Consider the following 20484-nt stretch of genomic DNA (forward strand, 5'->3'; position numbering starts at 1 on the left):
GTGGAGGGGCGGGCGGCGGAGGGCTTCCGCTTCAACACCGTGAGGGCGGCAACGGAGGCGCCCCAGCGGCACAACGACCTCACGGCGCCGTGGACGGAGGACTCGCTCTACCTCGTCTACACCTCCGGCTCCACGGGCACGCCGAACGCCGTCGAGGGCTCCCACCTGTCGCTCGCCGTCTTCATCGAGTGGCAGGCGCGCACCTTCGAGGTCGGTCCGGAGTGCCGCGTCTCCCAGCTCGCGCCCACCACGTTCGACGTGAGCCTGCGGGACTTCTTCCTGCCGCTGTGCACGGGCGGCACGCTCTACATCCCGGCCGCGGGCACCCGCTACCATCCCATCCTCTTTCCGCGCTGGGTGGCCGAGCACCGCATCAACCTGATGCACTCCGTGCCGTCGGTGTTCAAGCTGGCGTCGGAGGTCAGCTGGACGAACGCGAAGCTGAAGGGCTCGTTCGACTCCCTCCGCAAGCTGTTCCTGTCCGGCGAGCGGCTCTACGTGGAGGACGCCCGGCAGCTCCAGGCGCACCTCTCCCCGGACGCGCAGCTGATCAACTTCTACGGGCCCAGCGAGTGCACGCTCATCAAGACGTGCTTCGTCGTGCCCCGGGACTGCGCTGGCCTGGAGGGCGACGTCGTGCCACTGGGCCGGCCCATCGAAGGCTGCGAGGTCCGGCTGGACGGCGGCCCGGATGCCCTGTCCGGCGAGCTCGTCCTGGAGTCGGAGTTCCTCGCGAAGGGCTACTACCGGAACCCGGAGCTGACGGCGGCGAAGTTCTCCAGCGTGGCGCGGCCGGACGCCCCCAGGCTGCGGGCGTACCGCACGGGAGACCTGGGCTACCGCGATGGTCAGGGCCTGCTCCACTTCACCGGGCGCAAGGACCATCAGATCAAGGTCAACGGCAACCGCGTGGAGCTGGGCGAGGTCGAGCACTGCCTCCGGCGCATGCCCGGCGTCAGCGGCGCGGTGGTCGTCGCCAGCGACGCGCGTCAGGGCGCGGATCCCATCCTGTCCTGCGTCTACGCGAGCGACGGCGACCTCGCCGAGGACCAGGTCCGCGCGCACCTGCTCCAGCACCTTCCCAAGTACATGGTCCCCACGAATGTCAGGCGCATGGGCGAGCTGCCGCTGCTGACGAACGGCAAGGTCGACCGCAAGCAGATCGCGTCACTTTTCTAAATCTCCTGGAGCACGCCTTGTCCACCGACACAGCGCAACGTCTTGCAACGCTTTGCAAAGAGATTCTGAGGATCGACCACGTCCGGCCGGAGGCATCCCTGGTGTTGCAGGGCGCGTCCTCCATGCGCCTGATGCAGCTGGTCGCGCGGCTCTACGAGGACTTCGACGTCATCGTGGACCTCAGCGAGGTCATGGGCGAGGTGACGCTGGATTGGATCGCCGCCATGGTCGAGGAGCGCCGTGCGGCGGACGGCGGCGGTGCGGCGCCCATGCCGGCCCTCGCGGAGGAGGCCCCGCGTCCCGCGGGGGCGGCCGTGCCCCTCAGCGAACTCCAGCTCGCCTTCTGGGAGATGCGCCGCTACGCGCCGGCGATGTGCGCCTACAACGAGGGCGTCAGCCACCTGGTGAAGGGCGACCTGGACCTGGCCGTCTGCAAGAAGGTCCTGGTGGAGCTGGTCGCGCTCCAGCCCGCGCTGCGCAACGCCTACCTGGAGGTGGACGGCGTCGCGGTGCAGCGCGAGGTCCCCATGGCGGAGATCGAACCGTCCCTCAAGCTGGAGGTGACGGACCTGTCGGGGCATCCGGATCCGATGGCCGAGTGCGCCGCGCAGCACCGGGCCATGTACGCGACCCGCTTCGACCTGTCCGCGCCGCCGTGCTTCCGCGTCGCCGTGTGGAAGGTGGGCGAGCGGCGCTGGGTGGTGTCGTGGGTCGTGTACCACATCGTCACGGACTGGTGGGCGGTGGACGTCCTGCGCCGCGGCGCCGCGAAGCTGTACCGCGCGCTGATGGCGGGAGCCCCGGAGTCGCGCCCGCCCGCGGTGCCGCAGGCTCCGCACGCCGGCACGCGCTTCACGGCGGAGGACGAGGCCTGGTGGCTCGCGAAGTTCCAGACGCCGCCGCGTCCGCTGACCCTGTCCAGCCGTCCCCGGCCGCTGATCAAGAGCTACGCCGGTGAGATGTACCTCCAGGAGCTCCAGGGCATCTCCGCCAGCCGGATGGAGGGCCTGCGCGAGCGCCTGGCCGTCACGATGTCCAGCCTCACCTACGCGGCGTTCTCCCTGCTGCTCGCGGCGCTGAGCGGCGAGGACGACGTGACGGTGGGCGTGCCGTTCCTCAACCGCCAGCACGCCGACGTGCAGGACACGGTGGGCCTGTTCGTCAACAGCCTGCCGGTGCGCATGAAGGCGGAGCACGGAGTCGCCGCCGCCGACTACATCCGCGCGTGTCACGGCGAGCTGCTGGAGGCCTTCCGTCACGGGCGCTATCCGTCGTTCCGGCTGATGCGCCAGCTCAAGCTGCCGACGCGCTTCAACCGGGCCCCGCTCTACGACCACCTCTTCAGCTACTACGAGAACACCGTCGTGGACGTGGTCTGCGACCAGACGAAGCTCGCGGTGACGGAGATCGAGCTGCCGCGCGGCACGAGCAAGTACGACCTGAGCCTGTTCGTCACCCGCACCGGGGACAGGCTCGACTGCAAGGCGGAGTACACCACCGCGCTCTTCTCCGAGGAGGAGGCCGCCGCCTTCGTCTCCCACTACCAGGCCGTCCTCGAACGGCTCCTGACCGACTCCAGCGTGACGGTGGGCGAGCTCCTCGCCACGGTGCGCGCGCGCGTCCAGCACTCCCTTCCCCAGCAGCGGGCCTAGGCCATGCACAAATCCTTTGGAAACCTCGATGCGGCCTGGAAGGAAGCCTCCTTCGCGTACAAGAGCGTTCCGTTCTTCCGGAACCGGCCCTCCCTGCCCCCCGCGGCATCGCCCGCCGCGGGCTTTCTCGACATCCCGATGACGAGCAAGCCGGACTACCGGAAGAACTTTCCGGCGGGAGTCCTGGCGGATGGCCGCTCGGTCAACGACCCCTACGTGCAGCGGTACCAGAGCTCGGGGACCAGCGGTGACCGGCTGGTGAGCGTCATCCACGCGTTCAAGCTGGCGGACCGGATGGCGAACTGCCTGTCCGTGAACAAGCGCCTGGGCTTCCTCCTGGACGAGCCGAAGATCCGGATGTGCCGCTACGCGGCGCCCAACTGCTCGGACGTCGAGTGCAGCAACCCGAACACGTCCATGGAGGACCGCATCCTCCAGGACGGCACGCTGGTGCTGCCCGTCTATCACGACCTGCTCACGACCCCGGAGCCCATGCTCAAGCGTGCGTTCGACGAGCTCCACTCGTACGAACCGAACGTCTGGTACGTGGACCCGATGCACCTGTCGGTGCTGATCAAGAAGGCGCGCGCGTCAGGCTGGAAGTTCGACATGGGCCGCAAGGTGTCGGTGCTCCTGACCTACACCTTCGCGACGCAGGCGCTGCTGCGGCAGCTGGCCACGCTGTGCGAGGGCCACTTCCCGGTGGCCTCCGTCATGGCGATGTCCGAGTTCGGCTTCGTGGGGCTCGCCTGCGAGGAGGGCAACCTCCACCTCAACGACAAGGACTACTACCTCGAGTTCATCAAGATGGAGGCGCCCGACGACCGCGACGACCTCTGGGAGCTGGTCATCACGAGCGTGGGGGACAAGCTGTGCCCGCACATCCGCTACCGCACCAATGACATCTACCGGCTCCTGGGGCCGTGCAAGTGCGGCAGCGCCATGCCCGCCGTGGCCTTCCAGGGGCGCGTGAAGGACCTGGTGCGGCTGCCGAGCGGCCGCTACGTCACGCCCGGCGAGCTGGATGCGCTGGTGGGCGCGCCCAGGTGGATCGACATCTTCCAGCTCACCTTCCAGAAGGCCGGCAACTTCATCTTCCGCTACAGCGGGGAAGCCGAACCCAACGCGGAGGAATTGGCCGCGCTGCGCTCGAAGCTGGAGGACCTGCTGGAGTCGAAGTCGCTCCGGATGGAGGCGGTCCACTACTTCCCGTTCGAGCGCGGGGGCAAGTTCCAGTTGGTCAGGACGGGGTGAGGGCAGGGTGACCGGCGTGATTCCACACCAGGGTGAGATGCGATGATGGCTTTCGGCTCCAATGACTTGATCACCTCCGGCGCGGTGCGGGAGGACTTTCCCATCCTCACGCGACAGGTGGACGGCGAGCGGTTCGTCTACCTGGACAGCGCCGCGACGGCGCTGAAGCCGCAGTCGGTGATTGACGCGGTGACGCGCTACTACACGGAGTGCACGGCGAACATCCACCGCGGGCGCCACCGCCTGTCGGAGGAGGCGTCCGACCTCTACGAGGAGGCGCGCGGCAAGGTGGCGCTGATGGTGGGCTGCGCGAGCAACGAGGTCATCTTCGTGCGCAACACCACGGAGGGCCTGAACCTGGCGGCCTCCTGCATGGGGCTGAAGAAGGACGACCTGGTCGTCGGGTTCCTGGACGCGCACCACTCACAGCTGCTGCCGTGGATGCGGGGCGGGAACTACCAGGTGGTCCGCCAGGGCCCGAACTGGCAGCCCGACCTGGAGCACTACGCGGAGCTGCTGCGGCGCAAGCCCAAGGCCGTGGTGGTGACGCATTGCTCGAACGTCACGGGCGGCTACCTGCCGCTGGAGACGATCTCGAAGATGGCGCACGACGCCGGGGCGCTGGTCGTGGTGGACGCGGCCCAGTCCGTGGCGCACTGCCGCCTGCGGTTCACCGAGTCCAACATCGACTTCCTCGCGCTGTCGGCGCACAAGATGCTGGGGCCGTCCGGCATCGGCTGCCTGGTGGGAAGGGCTTCGCTGCTGCGGGACGCGGAGGCGGTGCTGGTGGGCGGCGGCGTGGTGGACTTCACCACGCTCGAGTCCTTCCAGTACCGGAAGATCCCCCACAAGTTCGAAGCGGGAACGCCGGCCATCGAAGCCGCCTTCGGCTTCGCGGCGGCCATCGACTACCTGGACATGGTGGGCCTGGAGCGGATCCAGGCGCACGACCACGAACTGTCGCGAGCGTTCCTCGAAGGGCTGAAGCGCCGGCCACGGCTCAAGCTCCTGGGGCCCGACGTCGCGGAGGCCCGCGCTCCCATCTTCAGCCTCTACGTGGAGGGACTGGAGGACCTCTCCGACGTGAGCCGCGCGCTGAGCGACGCGCACGGCGTCATGTGCCGCAACGGGCACCTGTGCGCGCAGCCGCTGGTGGACCACTACACGAGCGGCGAGGTGCTGCGGATGTCGGCCTACCTCTACAACACCGTCGAGGAAGTCGAGTACGCGCTGAGCGCCCTGGACGAAGTGGTCCGGGTCTACCAGCGGTAGCGGAGGAGGGGACACGCGATGAACAACATCTACGAGGAGATCAGCCCCAAGCTGCGCGACTTCATCGCGAACCAGCGAATGTTCTTCGTCGCCACGGCCCCGCTGTCGGCGGAGGGCCACGTCAATCTCTCCCCCAAGGGGCACGACACGCTGCGGGTGCTCGACCCGCACCGCGTCGCCTACCTGGACCTGTCCGGGAGCGGGGTGGAGACCATCGCGCACCTGCGGGAGAACGGCCGCATCTGCATCATGTTCTGCGCCTTCGACGGACCGCCGAAGATCATCCGGCTGCACGGGCGGGGGCGCGTGTTGACGCCGGAGCAACAGCCGGAGTTCGGAGAGCTGCTGTCGCTCTTCCCCGACCTGCCAGGGGGCAGGGCCATCATCGTGGTGGACGTGGTCCGCATCGCCGGCTCATGCGGCTTCTCCGTGCCGCGGTTCGAGTTCGTGGAGCAGCGTGACCAACTCGTGAAGTGGGTCAACAAGAAGGGACCGGACTGGTTGGATGACTACCGCAAGAAGAACAACGCGGTGAGCATCGACGAGCTGCCCGCCATCGACCCCGACCCGGAATCCGGCGACTGAGAAACCGGGACCGCCAACGCCTGACGCGCGGCGCCGTGCTTTCCAGGGCGTAGGGGCTGACCAGGATGACGGTGTTGTCACTTTTCAGCTTGTTTTAAACGCCTCATACGTGTAGTGAGTATGTCTATAGGGCGGACGGAATATTCTTCCGTTGGTGGCCGGCCGCCCGTCGAAGTCTCTTCGACAGCCTGATCCTGAGGGGGACCATGGCGACATCGATTGCGGCGACGCGTGCGCTCCGTGGCGTACGACGCGCCATGGCTGTGGGGGGTGCGTGTCATGGATTGCTGCTCGTGGCGCTGGTGCTCTCAGGCTGTGCCGGGGCTCCGCCTCCGCCGGATGCGAAGGGTGGGGCAGGGGATGCGCCGGACATGGTGCGCATTGTTGGCGGCACGTTCCAGATGGGCAGTGAGGACGGGCTCGCGGACGCGAAGCCCGTGCATCCGGAAGAGGTGCAGGCCTTCCTGTTGGACCGGACGGAGGTGACCGTCGCGGCGTACGCCCGCTGTGTCCGTGAGGGCAGGTGCGGCGAGCCGGCGGCGAACGCGGCAACGGGCTTCCAGCAGTTCTGCAATTGGAAGCACCCCGAGGGGCGTGAAACGCATCCCGTCAATTGCGTCACCTGGCTGGAGGCGGATGCGTATTGCCGGGCCATGGGCAAGCGCCTGCCCACGGAGGCCGAGTGGGAGTACGCGGCGCGCCGTCCTGACGGCCGGACGTATCCCTGGGGGGAGGCGGCGCCGGACGCCCGGCGTGCGAACGCGTGTGGCGAAGGCTGCGTCCAGAACGGCAAGGCGAAAGGCTTCGACGGTTGGAAGGCGGCCCCCTTCCCCGACGACGCGTATCCGGAGACGGCGCCTGTCGGCAGCTTCCCGGAGGGGCAGTCCGCGGACGGGGTGATGGACCTGGCCGGCAACGTCTGGGAGTGGACCGCGAGCGGCTACGCCGCGACGTATGACGGCGTGAGGGACGAGGGCCTGCGGGTGAACCGCGGTGGGGGAGGGCGGGACGACGTGTCGACGTTCCGCGCGGCCACGCGCAGCAAGAACCGTCCCGAGACCCGGACCGGCGGCATCGGTTTCCGCTGCGCCAGGTAGTTCGCGCCCCTGGGGCCGGGCTGGCGGGTGCCGCGCGGCCGGGGGGCAGTCTTGTCGTCGTCGCAACGCCTGTTCACGGGCGGCCGTCTCCGCATCTCTTCGCACGAAGGAGTCTCACCATGCCTGATCATCCATTCTCATCCCCGTTGTTCGGGCGGCGGTTCACGCTCGGAGTCCTGATGGCCTCGCTCGCGGGCTGTACCCCGAGCGCTGAATCGCCACCCGCCCGGGAGGAGGCAGCCCCGGCCCCCGCGCCCGTGATTGCGGCGCCTGCGACGGCGGCGACGACCGCGAAGGCGGAAGACGTCGTCATGGCGGAGACCGCCGCGGCGGCGACGGCGCTGGCGCTCTCCACGGTGGGCATTGAAGCCAACACCGCGGGCGTGGAGGCGCGCAGCACGGCGACGCTGCCTCCTGGCGGCTATGACTTCATGCGCATCCTGCCCCTGCGCGCCGAGAAGGTGCCCGCGCCGAAGGGGCTGCACATCGTCAACATGCCGGCGGCGGTGCAGCTGGGCAAGGCGCTGTTCTGGGACGTGCAGCTCGGCTCGGACTCACAGACCGCGTGCGCGACCTGTCACTTCCGGGGTGGCGCGGACGACCGCACGATGAACACGGTGAACCCGGGCATCGACGGCATCTTCGCGAGCGGCGGCGTCACGGCGGCGGGCCAGCTCTTCACGCCGTCGAACGTCACCAACAACGACCGCATCGGTTCACAGGGCGCGGTGCGCTCCACGTTCATTGGCATCAACCCGGACCTCACGCAGTCGACCGACATGTGTCAGGTCGTGTCGGCCTTCCCCTGGTACACCGAGCGCCGGGTGGGCGCGCGCAACAGCCCGACGATGATTGGCGCGGTGTACTTCCGCGAGCTGTTCTGGGACGGCCTGGCCACGCACGTCTTCAACGGCCGGGATCCGTTTGGCCACCTGGGCAACGGCAACGGGCCGTACACCATCGAGAACGTGGCGCTCGCGTCGCAGGCGGTCGCCCCGCCGGTGGACGACGTGGAGATGACCTGCACGGGCCGTCCGTTCAACGGGCCGAACAGCATCGGCACGAAGATGCTCCCGCGCGCGGCGCTGCGCCTGCAGCACGTCGCGGCCAACGACAGCGTGCTCGGGCCACTGGCGAACCCGTCGGGCACGGGCCTGATCTGCGACGGTGTCCCCTGCACGTACCAGGAGCTCGTCCTTCGCGCGATGGGTCCCACGCTGGCGAACAACGCGGAGGCGGAGTTCTCGCTCATCTACGGTGAAGCGCTCTACGCCTATCAGGCGACGCTGATTCCGGACCGCACGCCGCTCGACAAGTTCCTGGAGGGAAACATCACGGCGCTGTCGCTCAAGCAGCTGCACGGCTTCGGCGTCTTCCTGGGCCCCGCGCGCTGCAACACCTGCCACAACGGAGGCCTGCTGTCGGACGCGAGCTGGCGTGCGTATCAGGTGGCGGGCTCGCTGAACGCGGACGGAGGAGACCAGGGCTTCCACAACCTGGGCCTGCGGCCGCCCAACGAGGACCCGGGCCGCGGCCGTCTGGGAGCCCAGGGAGTCCCCGTGTCCATCAGCGGTTCGCCCTTCGACCTGGGAGCCTTCAAGACGCCCTCGCTGCGCAACATCAAGCTGACGGCGCCGTACTTCCACCAGGGAGGCAAGGCGACGCTGAACGACGTCATCGACTTCTACGCCCAGGGAGGCCGTGACGTGCCGAACCCGCAGACCACGAGCCTGCTGCAGCCCTTCACCCTTACGACCGACCAGCGCGCCGCGCTCATCGACTTCCTGACGAACGCGCTGACCGACTGCCGCGTGGAGAAGGAGCGCGCGCCGTTCGACCACCCCGAGCTGCCGCTGCCCAACCGCGCGAGCGGTCTGCCGGCGGTGGGAGCGACGGGCACGGGTAGCTGCCCGTAGTGCGTCCAGGCCACCCGGGCGGAGAGGCTGTTCGCCCGGGTGGTTGTCGCTTGTAGGGCACGTGCTACCGGCGCTCATCCTCCAGGAAGATCAAGCCTCGACGGTCGCGCTGGACGAGCTGTGCGTTAATCTTTCTGTTCCCGGAACTGTCGACGGTACTCAATCAATGCCCCCAGCGTGGTGGACATTGTCAGGACGACACCTCGGGTTCCTCGTTGAGTGCCGTGAAGTCCAGAGTTCTGGCGGAACCAGCGCTGAAATTCTTCAGACATGAGTGTGCGACCAAACCCTGCAACATCCTGATTTGTTAAGCCGAAAGATTCCATCGCGGCCTTGAGTTGTTCTCCGAGTCGATTTGCGTAATTTTGACTCTCGGCCCATTTCAGGAACAGGTCGCGTGCACGGAGGTTCGGAGCGAGATCGTGGCGCTCCGCGCACATCAAGAACAGGTTGGAGAGGCGTCTGCTTTATCTACGTCGAACTCGTCCCCCCAATGCTTCCTGCAGGCCCAACAGCATGGCTCCCCTAAGTCTATACATCTTGTGATGAGCCATTCTTGCCAGTGGTCGAGTATTCGTTTCTTGAGTGGGGGTGCCATGGTGGTCGCACTCTTCTTTGAGAGTGTCTCGCCTGATTGAGTCTGGCCTTGGGTGGCTTTCGCTTGTGATGTTGTGGCCAGGTCATCAAGCGCTGCGGTGACGCAGCCGTGCAAATGGCGGTAGGGCACGGGAATCGAACTCGCCAGGGACTGCTCTCGCAGCCCCTCACCGGTTTTGAAGCCCCGCCGCCCCGTCAGGTGAGACCGGTGACGTTGGTGTCGATCTGGAGCTGCTTGACGATCTCCTGATCCTTCTTTCGCTTCTTCACCTTCTTCCAGTTCAGGAAGGAGTTGAACTCCTTGCGGGTGGTCGGCTGGGCCCGATAGGCGACGGCGCTCTCGAAGGCGACGCGGAAGGAAGAGTCGGTGACGCTCTCCAACTCGTCGAACGCATCGTCCCGCTTGCGCTTCTGGGCCTTGTTGCTGGTCGTGCTCGGAATCCAGAAGCGGGAGACGTCCACCTTGTTGGGCAGGAAGGTGGGGAAGACGGGGGGCGCGCTGGGCTTGAGCGCGACGCTGCCTCCCACCAGGGGCTGCGACCCCTTGGACTGGGGGTAGGCCTGCACGGCCACCACCGTCTCCTTGGCCTTGCCGCCGACCCGGAACCCGGTGCCCGGGTTGGTCGCGCTCGACATGCCGAAGACGAACCCCTGCTCCGGCTGGTTCTTCAGCGCCGGATTCACCAACGGGTCCGTGACGGCGGTATCCGTGCCGGAGAAGTGCTTCAGCGGCTCGGGGGGGACGGCGTCCTGCTTGAGAACGTGGTTGGGGTGCTTCGTGCTGTCGATCTCCAGCGTGGCCTTCCAGACATGGGGCACGCGCCGCGGAATCGTGAGGGACGTGGCCCCGCCGTCCGTCTTCGACACCGTCGACGGAATCACGTTCCAGGCCACGAGGTCCGCGACATTCACCACGTAGGAGCTGTCCGGGTACTCGACGGACACCTTCATGTCGATGGGCACGCTGGTGTCGTACTTCTTGTTGACGGTGTCGAACGGCCCCTTCTCCGCCATCACCTCCATCACCCGCCAGGCCGGCGCGTTGAACTCCCGCAACTGCGGCGCCAGGTTGTCCGCGCGGTAGCTGTCCAGGCCCAGTATCTTGTCGCTCACCAGGTGGCCGCCCGCGTAGTTGAACTTGGCCGTCACCGGCCGGTCGAACATGGCCCGCTCGTGCTCGCCCAGGTTGCCAATCTCCGTCTGCGGAGGCTTCGCCGCCCGGGTGCTCGCCGTGCGGCGCGTCCCCTCGACGATGGCATGGATGGAGTTGGGCCGGTTCACGTCGTCGCCAATCTTCTTCGTGCTCTTGATGAACTCGCTCGGCCGGACCTGCGCGCCGTTCTGGATGGGGTAGGGGTAGTCGGGGAGCTGCTTCTTGAACGCGTCGTTGAGGACGGAGAGCGGGTGCTTCACGGAGGTGGAGTTGGGCGTGCCGACGATGTACGGGCTCTTCATCTGGACGACGCCGGCCGACAGGGCCGCGGCGTCCCGGACGTGCCCGGCGGACACCGTCCGTCCATCGCTCGCCGCGGCGCCCATGGCGTCCGCCTCGCGCTCCAGCCCCGCGTCCACGCTCGCCCGCACCGGTCCCAGGGACACGCCGCCGCCCACGCGCCCCTGGCGCTGCTGCACCACGTGCGCCAGCTCGTGGCCGAGCAGCTCCTGCCCGCGGCGGGTGTCCGGCGCGTAGGTGCCCGGCGCGAAGCGGATGGTGTCGCCGTGGGTGTACGCGTACGCATCGAAGGGCAGGGGGCCGGGGCTCCGGTCCACTCGCACCGCCTGGAAGTCGGCCCCGAACGCGTCCTCCATCCGGGTGCGCACGGGCTCCGGCAGCGGCTCGCCCCGCCGCTCGGGAAGGCCTGTCTGGAACGGGCGTGGGACTTTCGGCATCCGGACGCTCATCACCGCCAGGGTAGCAGGTGCTCCGCCCGGCCGAGCCAGTGCGCCTCCGCCTCGCCGCATTGACGCCCCGATCCGGGCCCTGTTACCTCGGCTGCCGTCCCGCCAGGAGCCCTCCATGACCGCGTCAGATTTCGAACCCCTGCTCGCGCCGGGCCCTGCCCGCGCCCACCTGGAGGCGGAGCTGGAGCGCCTGCGCGCCATCGTCCGCCACGCGATGCCCGAGGCCCCCGGTGACGCGGCCCCCGCGCCGGTGGACCTCGCGGCGCTCCAGGAGCGCATCCGCCAGCACGTGGACGCCGCGGACGCGGAGGGGCGGCGCCTGCCGCTCGTCCACCTCACGCGCGCCTTCCACCTGTCGCGCCTGGAGCTGGATCTGCTGCTGCTCGCGCTCGCGCCGCTGCTGGACCCGGCCTTCGGCGCGCGCTTCGCCCGGTTCCTGGGGGACCCGCGCCGCACCTATCCCACGGTGGACGCCGCCAGGGCGCTGCTCGCCCCCGTGCTCGACAACGTGGGCGACCTCCTCGACGCCTTCCACCCGGAGGCGCCCCTGCTGCGCTGGGAGTTGCTGTCCATCGAGGGGGCCCGCGAAGCGCTCTCCAGCGACCTGTACCTGCGGCCCTTCTTCATCGACCTGGAGGTGCTGCACTTCGTCCTGGAGTCGGAGCACCGGGGCCCGTCCGCCGAGGGGCTCACGCTCGTCACGCGGGAGCTTCCCGGGGGCTATGAGCTGGGCGGGGACGCCCTGCGCGCGTTGGACCGGCTGGGCGGGCGCCTGAAGGACGAGGTCCCCCGGGGGGGCCGCTTCGCCCTGGAGGTCCACGGCCCCGCCGCCGCGGAGGCCGTGCCCTGGATTGAGGCGCTGACGGAGCAGCTCGGCCTCCAGCTCTTCACCCTGGACGCGGCCCGGCTGGTGGAGGCCCGCTCCACGCCGGAGCGGCGGGCTCGCCGCCTCATCCGCACGCTGGTCCTGGAGCGCGGAGCCCTGCTGCTGCGCGGGGCGGATCGGTGCTTCGCGGAGGACGCGCCCCCCGAGGCGCGCCGCGTGCTCGCGGAGGTACTCGGGGAGCTGCCCTTCACGTACCTGCTGCTCGAACGGCCGCTGTCGGTGGGCCGGCGCCGCGTGCTGCCCGAGGGGGTGCGCAGCGTGGAGGTCGAGCTGGCCCTGCCCGGCCCGGAGGAGCGGGCGCGGGCGCTCACCGTGCTCCTGGACGCGCTCGCGGTGCCACCCGACACGGTGGACGCCACGGCCATGGGGGAGGGGCTGACGCTGACGGGCCGGCAGCTCCGGGATGCGGTCCTCGCCGCGCACGAGCGGGCGCGGGCGCGGCCGGAGGGTGGGGGGACGCTGTCGCGCGCGGACCTCGTCGCGGGCGCCTTCGCGCAGACGGAGCACCGGCTGGGGCAGCTCGCCCGGCGGCTCGAGCCTGGCTACACCTGGGAGGACCTGGTGTTGCCCGAGTCCTCCCTCCAGCAGCTCCGGCTGCTGTGTGTCTACCGGCAGCAGCGCCGCCAGGTGCTGGAGCGGTGGGGCTTCGGCCAGAAGCTGCTCTACGGGGGCGGCACGCACGCCCTGTTCAGCGGGCCGCCGGGCACCGGAAAGACGATGGCCGCCCGCATCATCGCCGGGGAGCTGGGCCTGCCCCTGTACGCGGTGGACCTGGCCTCCGTCGTCAGCAAGTACATCGGCGAGACGGAGAAGAGCCTCGCCCAGGTGTTCGATGAGGCCAGCCGGACCCAGGCGGTGCTCTTCTTCGACGAGGCGGACGCGCTCTTCGCCAAGCGCACCGAGGTCCGGGGCTCGCATGACAGGTACGCCAACCTGGAGACGGGCTACCTGTTACAACGGATGGAGCAGCACGAGGGCATCACCCTGCTGGCCAGCAACATGCGTGACAACCTGGACGTGGCCTTCGCCCGACGGCTCTCGTTCATCATCGACTTTCCCTTCCCCGACGCGAGCCGTCGGCGGCAGCTCCTCGGCAAGCTTCTGCCCCGGGACGCTCCCGTCGACGGCCGGGTGGACTGGGACTACCTGGCGGAGCGGCTGGAGCTGTCGGGCGGCAGTCTGCGCAACGTCGTGCTCGACGCGGCGTTCCAGGCCGCCGACCGCGGGACGTCCATCGACATGCGGGCGCTGCTGTCCGCCGCGCGGCGCGAGTACGGAAAGCTGGGCCGTGCCTTCGTCCCCAGCGACTTCAACGAGTACGCCGAGCTGCTCGCCGCGCCCGCGGCACGCTGAACCCGGAGTGTGTCATTGATTGACACCCTCGTGTTCACTGGCTTTCATTCCGAGCACTCGGGGAAACCGCTGGCGTACACACCTCGAGCCTCATGCAAGCAGGGGGTTCCATCATGGCTGACGCAGGCTACCGAAGCATCGAGGTTTCCGTTATCAACAACTCGCAGGCGGCCCTGACGGTGCGCGCGGCGCAGGTCCGCAGCATCGAGACCTCGTGGATCACCAACGAGACCCCAAACGTGGGGGATGTCATCCCGCAGTACGAAGGTGCGCTCTGGGGCGTGTCCACGGACAACCCGGCGGTGACGGTGAGCGGCTTCGTGACGCTCCTGGGCTACGGGAACGGTCCGGTGGCCATCGACTTCACCAACGACCTGTACGGCAACAGCACCGTCAGCGCGGTGGGGAATGACAAGATCATCACCACGGTCTCTCAGATCCAGACCCAGGCCCCCTTCCACACCATCTTCCAGGTGAAGCTGGAGCCGGTCCAGGCGGTCGTCCACTCGCATGCCGTGGCGCTGCGCGGCCTGGGCCATCCGCCCCCCGCCGCCCTCCTGGGCTCGGGCTCCAAGAAGGACAAGTAGTCAGTCCCCCACGGGACGAAGCCTCGGCTTCCAGCGGCCGTCCGGAGCTTCTCCGGGCGGCCGTCGTGCTTGCAGGGGTGCCCGAGGAGCGCGCCCGCTGCCGGGCATTTCGTCAGCAGTCGTCGCCGCGCTCGCCGCGCCGCATGTCGTGCAGCGTGCAGAACACCACCACGGCGTCCGGCAGCTTGTCGTCGATGACGACCTCCTTGCGCAGCCCCTCCGCGCAGCCCTCCGGCCCGAAGTCGAACCGGCCCACCCACGGCAGGGACCACGACAACCGGGTGTAGCCGTGCACCGAGCCCAGCCGCACGAAGGCGCCCGTCCCCGAGCCAATCGTCGTGGACTCGGTCATCCACGTCACCGCCGACTGCGGGGGGACCTCGTCTCCCTGCCTCGGAGCCATCTTGTCCGTCCACTGCCCGCGCAGCGTCGCCAGTCCCTGGACGGTGAGCACCTGGTTGGTGCTGTTCTGGAAGACCACTCTGACGCTTCGGTAGACGGGCATGGCTCGTTCCCTCGAGGGTTAGGGTTATCGACTGCGCATGGGCTCAGCGGGTGGCGGTTGTTTCACTGGCTTCACGTCTTCGCACCAGGGTGATCATCATCACCACCAGGTCGATGTTCTCGTCATTGAAGGAGATGAGGTAGTCGAGCGGTGGGGGCACGCTGACATGCTGCGTCCGGCGGGACACGTCGAAGAAGGGCATGTTCCAGGAGATGTCGATGTAGCCCTTGGTGCAGCCGATGCGCAGGAAGCCCTGGACGCCGACCCCTTCCTGCGTGGACAGGTTCAGCCACTTCGCCGAGCTCTGCTTCTCCACCACGTCGCCGCGGCGTGGCGGGGCGGGCGGCCCCCAGTCCCCGCGCAGCACCTCGAAGCTCTCCACGGTGAGCAGCTCATTGGTGTTGTTCTGCAGGACGACGTCCATGCTCCTGAGCACCATCTGCATGTTCAGCTCCCGGGGGGAACGGCGCTGGGGGACGTGCCCTCCTGCGTCACGGTGACCAGCACCGCGATGGCCGCGGGCTCGTCCTCGTTCACCTGGACGTCGACCTGCCGCAGGGGAGAGCTGCACGTCGCGTCACAGCGGAAGTCGCCAATCCACGGCAGGTGCCAGTGCACGTTGAGGTAGCCATTCACCGAGCCCAGCCGCGCATAGGCCTCCGTGCCGCGCTGGAGCACGGTGGACTCGGTGGCAATGGCGCGCGCGCTCTGCCGGTCGAGCGACTCGCCGTTCTTCAGCCCCAGGCCGGCGCTCCACGTGCCCAGGAGCACCTCCGTGCCCTCGACGGTCATCACGTCATCCGTGCTGTTCTGCAGCACCACGCGGACGCTGCGATACACGATGGGCATTCCGTCCTCGGCCAGGCTCCTTCCGGCGGATGTTAGTCTATTCCCGCCGCGAGCCCATCACTCCCGTGGTGTTGACGAGATAGGCGCCGGTCAGCTCGAGCTCCCCCTGATCCGCCCCGGTGAGGTCCGCGTGGTGGAGGTTGGAGCCCGTGAGCCGGGCCCCTTTGATCCGGGCGCCGCGCAGGCTCACCCGCATCAGGTGGGCATTGGACAGATCACACCCCTCGAAGTTCGCGCCGGTGGCCCTCACCCCCGACAGGTTGGCGCCCCGCAGGTCGGCGCCCCGCAGGTCGGCGTCCGACAGGTCCGCGTGGGTCAGGTCCGCTTCCCGCAGGTTGGCCCCCACCAGCCGGCACCGGGCCATCCGCGTCTGGAGCAGCCGGGCGCCCACGAGGGACGCCCCCGTCAGGTCCGCGTCCCGCAGCTCCGCGTCCTTCAGCCGGGCCCCGTCCAGCCGCGCCCGGGCCAGGTGCGCGCCGCTCAGCAGGGTGTTGAGCAGGTCCGCGTCGCGCAGGTCCGCGTCCTCCAGCCACGCGCCCGCGAAGTTGAGCCGCCGGAAGTCCGCGTTGCGCAGGTCCGCCTTGCGCAGGTCCACGCCGTCCATGGGCCAGATGTGCGCCAGCCGCCGCTTCCGCGCGAGCAACAGCCAGGGCGCCCCTCCGTTGCGCAGGGCGTTCACCTGCTCCTCGCGCGTCCAGTCCCGCGTGTTGCCGCCCTCCGGGTAGCAGCGCGAGAACCAGTCCACCGCCTCGTTGCACGCGCCCTGGGCCCGGAACTGGTCCGCGTGGACGAAGACGGACGCCTCCGCGAGCGGGCGCAGGGCGCTGACCACGTCGTCCAGGCTGGACAGCCGCTCCGCGCCGGGGCCCGCCGCGAAGTCGCTCCCCGCGTCCAGCAGCAGCAGCGGCCGGCCCCGCCCCAGCGCCAGCCCCGTGGCGAGGTAGGCCTCGCGCTCCCGGGGGCGGATGACGAGCACCGCCTGGCTGCGGTCGATGGTGGTGGCCAGCTCCAGGCCGCTCACGCGGCGGGCGTCCACCCGCTGGAAGTCATGGCCCTCCGCGCGCAGGCGCCGCTCGGCCTCGCTGGCCAGGGGCTCCGCCTCGTCCGCGACGATGCACACGTTCAGCATGCGTTCCTCAGATGATGCGCATGAGCTTCATCAGATACATGTACGGGGGAATGGCGCTGCCCTTCAGCGTCTTCACAGAGTCGCCGCCGGGGTACTCGGAGGAGTTCCCCGGCGTGGGCGGGAGCGTCTGCGCGTTGACCAGCTCGTGGAGGTGGTCCGAGCGCGCCAGGGCGCTCTGGGTCAGGACGGTGCCGGACGTCTGGTGGGTGGGGTCGAACTGGGCCTGGATGTCGTGCGTGTGGAGGATGGAGTGCGTGTGGGGCTGCAGCACCACGTCGTGCACGTGGGTCTCCGCCCCGCCCGTGGTGCCAATCTCCTCGAAGCTCGACACCGAGCGCACGAACTGGTCGCGCAAATCCGGCAGCCGCGTGCCCCGCAGGGGGCTGTTCGGATGCGTCACCGTGCTGCCGTCGCAGATCTGGAACCCCTCGGCGCTGACCTGGAAGGAGGTGGCCGGCCGCCACCAGTCGACGATGGTGCCGATGGGGATGGGCACCACCGCCTCCTCCTGCGTCGAGCCGTCGGGGAAGATGAGGCCTCCGGTGGCCTGGAGGGTGCCGTTGACGGTGAGCGCGTCCACCGGGGCCCGCGTGCCGACGCCGACGAAGCCCTTTTCGCCGGACACGGTCAGCGTCGGCGCGCGCGTCCCGTCCGGGGCTCCCGCCGTGAGCAGGATGTCTCCCGCCTCCTGGAGCCGCAGCGCGCCGGCGAGGCCGAACTGGATGGAGTGGGTGTCGGGAGCGCCGCTCCACACCTGGCCGTTTCCGGCGAAGAGGACGTCGCCGCCACCATCCAGCCGGACGTCGCCGTGGGCCACGTGCAGGGCGGCGGTGGGCTCCTCGGTGCCTACGCCCACGCGCCCCTCCCCGGTGACCACCAGCACCGGCTGGCCATTTCCCTGGGCGATGCGCGCGAGCAGCCGGGGCTCGACCTGGAAGGACGTCTCTCCGGTGGGCATGGCGCCGCCGCTCGGCCGCCCCAGGGTGAGCATGTTCGCGCCGTGGATGTCCTCGATGACGGCCTTCACGCCCCCGGCGCGGAGGGTGTCCCCCACGCGCAGCTCCGCGGAGAACGCCGTCCCGTTGCCATAAGCGGTGAGGCGGCTCGCCGGCGTGCTCCCGGCTCCGCCCTGCACGGGGGCCGCCTTGAGCATCACACGGCCCCGGCCCTGCCGCTCGGCCATGCCGACGATGTCGAGCGCGGCGCCGGGGACCTCCATGCCCACCCCCACGGAGCCCTGGATGGCGGCCGAGCCCAGGAGGTTCACCTGCGGTGCCTCCACCCGCAGCGTCCCGGCTTCGGGGCCTGCGAACAGCCGCGCGGGCTCGGTCGTCGGGTTGGTGAAGGCCAGCGTGCCCACGTGCAGGCCGCTGTAGCGCCGGCCGTCGAGCTGGAGGGAGATGACCTCGCGGAACATCGAGAGCGACACGCCCCCCAGCAGCAGCTCCACCGAGGCGTCCCGGGGCGGGTGCGCGAGCGCCACGACTCGCGGGGCGGCCCGCGCCCGCTGGAACCAGGTCCCCCGGGTGTTCCCGGTGGGCGCGACCCGCTCCTCCTCGTAGCGGAGGATGATGTAGACGTCCGGCTCGGCGATGGGCTGCAGGTCCACCAGCACCGGCGCGGCCAGCACGAGCTGGCGGCCGAGCGAGTCCAGCGCCATGCCCGCGCTCACCGAGACGAGGTTGGTGCCGGCCGCGCGCAGCTCCAGCCCCTCGGTGATGCCCCAGGTATGCAGCGTCCGGTTCGCGGTCCGGTCCTGGTCGAGCTGGTACTCCTGTTGGAGCGACAGGTCCTCCGCCTGGAGCAGCGCTCCCGGGCGGAACAGCGGTCTGACGTGGGCCGGACTCATCGGGTCCTCACTTGATGCGGATGAGCTTCAGCAGCCCGATGAAGGGCGGAAGCAGGGAGGCGGGCTCGGAGGTGGCCGTACTGCCCGCGGTGCTGTTGGCCGCGGTGTTCGTCGTGGCGGACGAGAAGATCTGCGCTCGGAAGGTGTGCTGGTGGCCCCGGTCGCAGAACATGCTCGCGGCCCGGTCGGCGGGGCCGTCGTTCTCGTTCGCCTTGCCGCTCAGCCCGGAGTAGTCCGGGTGGGTGTGCGTGAAGGGATGGGTGTGCGGGGGCACGGTGTACAGGTGCTGGTGGGTGTCGCTGCCGCCGGAGTCAATCTCCTCCACCGCGCCGACGCCCCGGATGAAGCGCGAGGTGAGCGACGGCAGGGACAGGCCGTTGAAGGGGCTGTCCTCGTCGTCCACGGGGCTGCCGTCGCAGATGCGGTACTCGTCCGGTATCTGCACCTGGGCGTTGGGCCGCCACCAGTCGATGATGCCCCCCACCGGGATGGCCACCTCCGCGGTCCGCTGCACCGTGCCGTCGGGGAACACGAAGCCGCCGGAGATGCCGTGGTCCTCGTCCGCGACGGAGCGCACCGTCCCCTCGACGACGAGCGCGTCGCCCGGCGTCTCCGTGCCCAGCCCCACGTTGCCATTCGTCGCGAGGAACAGCCCGGGCAGCACCGGCCCGACCAGCCCCTGGGCGCGCAGGCCGAGGGAACCCGCCGTGCGCAGCGACAGCAGGCGCTCGCGCTCGTCGAAGCGGACCTCGTTGGCGCCGGAGCTGTCCTGGATGCGGCCGCCCGCCTGGAACTCCACCGCGCCGTCTCGCAGCAGGACCTGTCCTCCGGAGACCATGAGGCGCGCGGGCACCTGGGACGTGCTCCGCCCGATGCGGACCTGGGCCGTCGCGTAGCACGTCAGCAGCGCGCGCTCGTCGGGCGAGGCGAACCGGGCAATGGCCTTGCGGCGGAACTGCCAGGGCGCGTCCTGGGCCTCCAGGGGCTGCGTGGTGACCACGCGCCCGTCGGGGAGGACGGAGGTCACGGTGCTCTGGGCCTGCTGCCCCTGCCGGTCCCGGGTGAGAATCAGGTCGCCCACCGCCAGCAGCCGGTGGAGCTGGGGGACCGTGCCGGTGACGATGGCCCCGTGGCTGGAGATGAGCCCGGGGCCCGCGAGCGGGGCGTTGGGCTCGCGCACGTCCAGCGGGCTGCCGGGCAGCGTCGTGCCGATGCCCAGCCTGCCGCCCTGGAGCGACACCGTGGCCTCCGCCTCGGGCATCAGCGTCAGGGGGGTGATGCGCAGCTCGCTCGCGCTGATGCGCACCCCGTGGTCGTCTCCCGCGGACCAGCCCACGAGCGCCGGCTCGCGCTTGCGCGCCAGCCGAGGGCTGACGAACTGCAACGCGCCCACCTCCAGCCCCGCATGGCGGCGGAGGAAGAAGTCCAGCTTCGGCCCCGCCACCACGCTGGCGAGCACCAGCCAGGAGCCCACCGCCACCTGGCTGGTGGAGGGGTGCCACTCCAGCGTCGCGGTGTCGCGGATGCGCGGCAGCCCCCCGGGCTGCCGCGGGGGGACCTCCTCCTCGGTCCGGCTCAGCACGAGGTAGCTGTCGACGAAGGGGGAGGGCAGGTCCACCTCCCGCGGCTTGGCGAGGATGACGAGCTGGCCCTGCGCGTCCACGGCCACGCCTGGGGACACCGCGACGCGCCCCGCGCCCGGCGTGAGGGAGACCTCGAGCCCGTCGGCGATGCCCGCCGTGTGCAACACCCCGTCGTGCGTGTGGCGCAGGCGGGCCTGGTAGTCCTGCTCGGCGGTGTAGTCGTCCACCGCCAGGAACTCTCCGGGGAAGTAGCGCGGCTTCTCGAGCGTCGTCATCGCGGGCCGTCCCC

The 20484-nt window shown here is 69.7% G+C and carries 16 protein-coding genes; 9 read left to right on the forward strand and 7 right to left on the reverse strand.

Going from position 1 to position 20484, the window contains the following annotated elements:
• From D7W79_RS09695 to D7W79_RS09725, 7 genes are all read left to right on the forward strand, one after another.
• On the forward strand, positions 1 to 1179 hold a 1179-nt coding region (locus D7W79_RS09695), incomplete at its 5' end, for an AMP-binding protein (RefSeq protein ID WP_147441865.1).
• Positions 1180 to 1196: 17 nt separating this feature from the next.
• Complete coding sequence (locus D7W79_RS09700; RefSeq protein WP_158616929.1) at positions 1197 to 2831, forward strand: condensation domain-containing protein; 1635 nt, start codon at positions 1197 to 1199, stop codon at positions 2829 to 2831.
• 3 nt (positions 2832 to 2834) lie between these two features.
• The gene (locus D7W79_RS09705) at positions 2835 to 4085 is read left to right on the forward strand and encodes a phenylacetate--CoA ligase family protein (RefSeq protein WP_120525067.1); all 1251 of its coding nucleotides are present in this window, start codon (positions 2835 to 2837) and stop codon (positions 4083 to 4085) included.
• Between the two features lie 42 nt (positions 4086 to 4127).
• Complete coding sequence (locus tag D7W79_RS09710; RefSeq protein ID WP_208729680.1) at positions 4128 to 5357, forward strand: aminotransferase class V-fold PLP-dependent enzyme; 1230 nt, start codon at positions 4128 to 4130, stop codon at positions 5355 to 5357.
• An 18-nt stretch (positions 5358 to 5375) separates the two neighbouring features.
• Positions 5376 to 5942 (forward strand): pyridoxamine 5'-phosphate oxidase family protein, encoded by a 567-nt coding sequence (locus D7W79_RS09715; protein ID WP_120525068.1) that lies wholly within the window; start codon positions 5376 to 5378, stop codon positions 5940 to 5942.
• Positions 5943 to 6199: 257 nt separating this feature from the next.
• On the forward strand, positions 6200 to 7039 hold the full coding sequence (locus tag D7W79_RS09720; RefSeq protein WP_158616930.1) for a formylglycine-generating enzyme family protein: 840 nt from the start codon (positions 6200 to 6202) through the stop codon (positions 7037 to 7039).
• Between the two features lie 119 nt (positions 7040 to 7158).
• Entirely contained in the window at positions 7159 to 8955 is a 1797-nt protein-coding gene (locus D7W79_RS09725) for a cytochrome-c peroxidase (protein WP_120525070.1), read from the forward strand.
• Positions 8956 to 9747: 792 nt separating this feature from the next.
• Here D7W79_RS09725 and D7W79_RS09730 read toward each other — a convergent pair.
• The gene (locus D7W79_RS09730) at positions 9748 to 11442 is read right to left on the reverse strand and encodes an eCIS core domain-containing protein (protein WP_158616931.1); all 1695 of its coding nucleotides are present in this window, start codon (positions 11440 to 11442) and stop codon (positions 9748 to 9750) included.
• Between the two features lie 127 nt (positions 11443 to 11569).
• Between D7W79_RS09730 and D7W79_RS09735 the strand changes: the two genes are divergently transcribed.
• Together D7W79_RS09735 and D7W79_RS09740 are read left to right on the forward strand one after the other, a co-directional pair.
• Entirely contained in the window at positions 11570 to 13693 is a 2124-nt protein-coding gene (locus D7W79_RS09735) for an AAA family ATPase (protein WP_120525072.1), read from the forward strand.
• A 113-nt stretch (positions 13694 to 13806) separates the two neighbouring features.
• A complete protein-coding gene (locus D7W79_RS09740) occupies positions 13807 to 14280 on the forward strand; it encodes a hypothetical protein (protein WP_120525073.1) in 474 nt (157 codons plus the stop codon).
• Positions 14281 to 14392: 112 nt separating this feature from the next.
• Here the strand turns inward: D7W79_RS09740 and D7W79_RS09745 are convergent, their stop codons facing one another.
• The 6 genes from D7W79_RS09745 to D7W79_RS09770 are packed head-to-tail and all read right to left on the reverse strand — an operon-like array spanning position 14393 to position 20470.
• On the reverse strand, positions 14393 to 14785 hold the full coding sequence (locus tag D7W79_RS09745) for a hypothetical protein (protein ID WP_147441867.1): 393 nt from the start codon (positions 14783 to 14785) through the stop codon (positions 14393 to 14395).
• 43 nt (positions 14786 to 14828) lie between these two features.
• Positions 14829 to 15230 (reverse strand): hypothetical protein, encoded by a 402-nt coding sequence (locus D7W79_RS09750; RefSeq protein WP_120525075.1) that lies wholly within the window; start codon positions 15228 to 15230, stop codon positions 14829 to 14831.
• A gap of 2 nt (positions 15231 to 15232) precedes the next feature.
• Positions 15233 to 15625 carry a hypothetical protein gene (locus D7W79_RS09755; RefSeq protein ID WP_147441868.1) on the reverse strand — a complete coding sequence of 131 codons (393 nt, stop codon included), beginning with the start codon at positions 15623 to 15625 and terminating at the stop codon, positions 15233 to 15235.
• Between the two features lie 46 nt (positions 15626 to 15671).
• On the reverse strand, positions 15672 to 16763 hold the full coding sequence (locus D7W79_RS09760; protein ID WP_120525077.1) for a pentapeptide repeat-containing protein: 1092 nt from the start codon (positions 16761 to 16763) through the stop codon (positions 15672 to 15674).
• Positions 16764 to 16770: 7 nt separating this feature from the next.
• The gene (locus tag D7W79_RS09765) at positions 16771 to 18612 is read right to left on the reverse strand and encodes a hypothetical protein (protein ID WP_120525078.1); all 1842 of its coding nucleotides are present in this window, start codon (positions 18610 to 18612) and stop codon (positions 16771 to 16773) included.
• A gap of 7 nt (positions 18613 to 18619) precedes the next feature.
• Positions 18620 to 20470 (reverse strand): hypothetical protein, encoded by a 1851-nt coding sequence (locus D7W79_RS09770; RefSeq protein WP_120525079.1) that lies wholly within the window; start codon positions 20468 to 20470, stop codon positions 18620 to 18622.
• Positions 20471 to 20484 lie beyond the last annotated feature (14 nt).

It is taken from the genome of Corallococcus exercitus (genome assembly GCF_003611585.1).
In the GTDB taxonomy this organism is placed as follows: domain Bacteria; phylum Myxococcota; class Myxococcia; order Myxococcales; family Myxococcaceae; genus Corallococcus; species Corallococcus exercitus.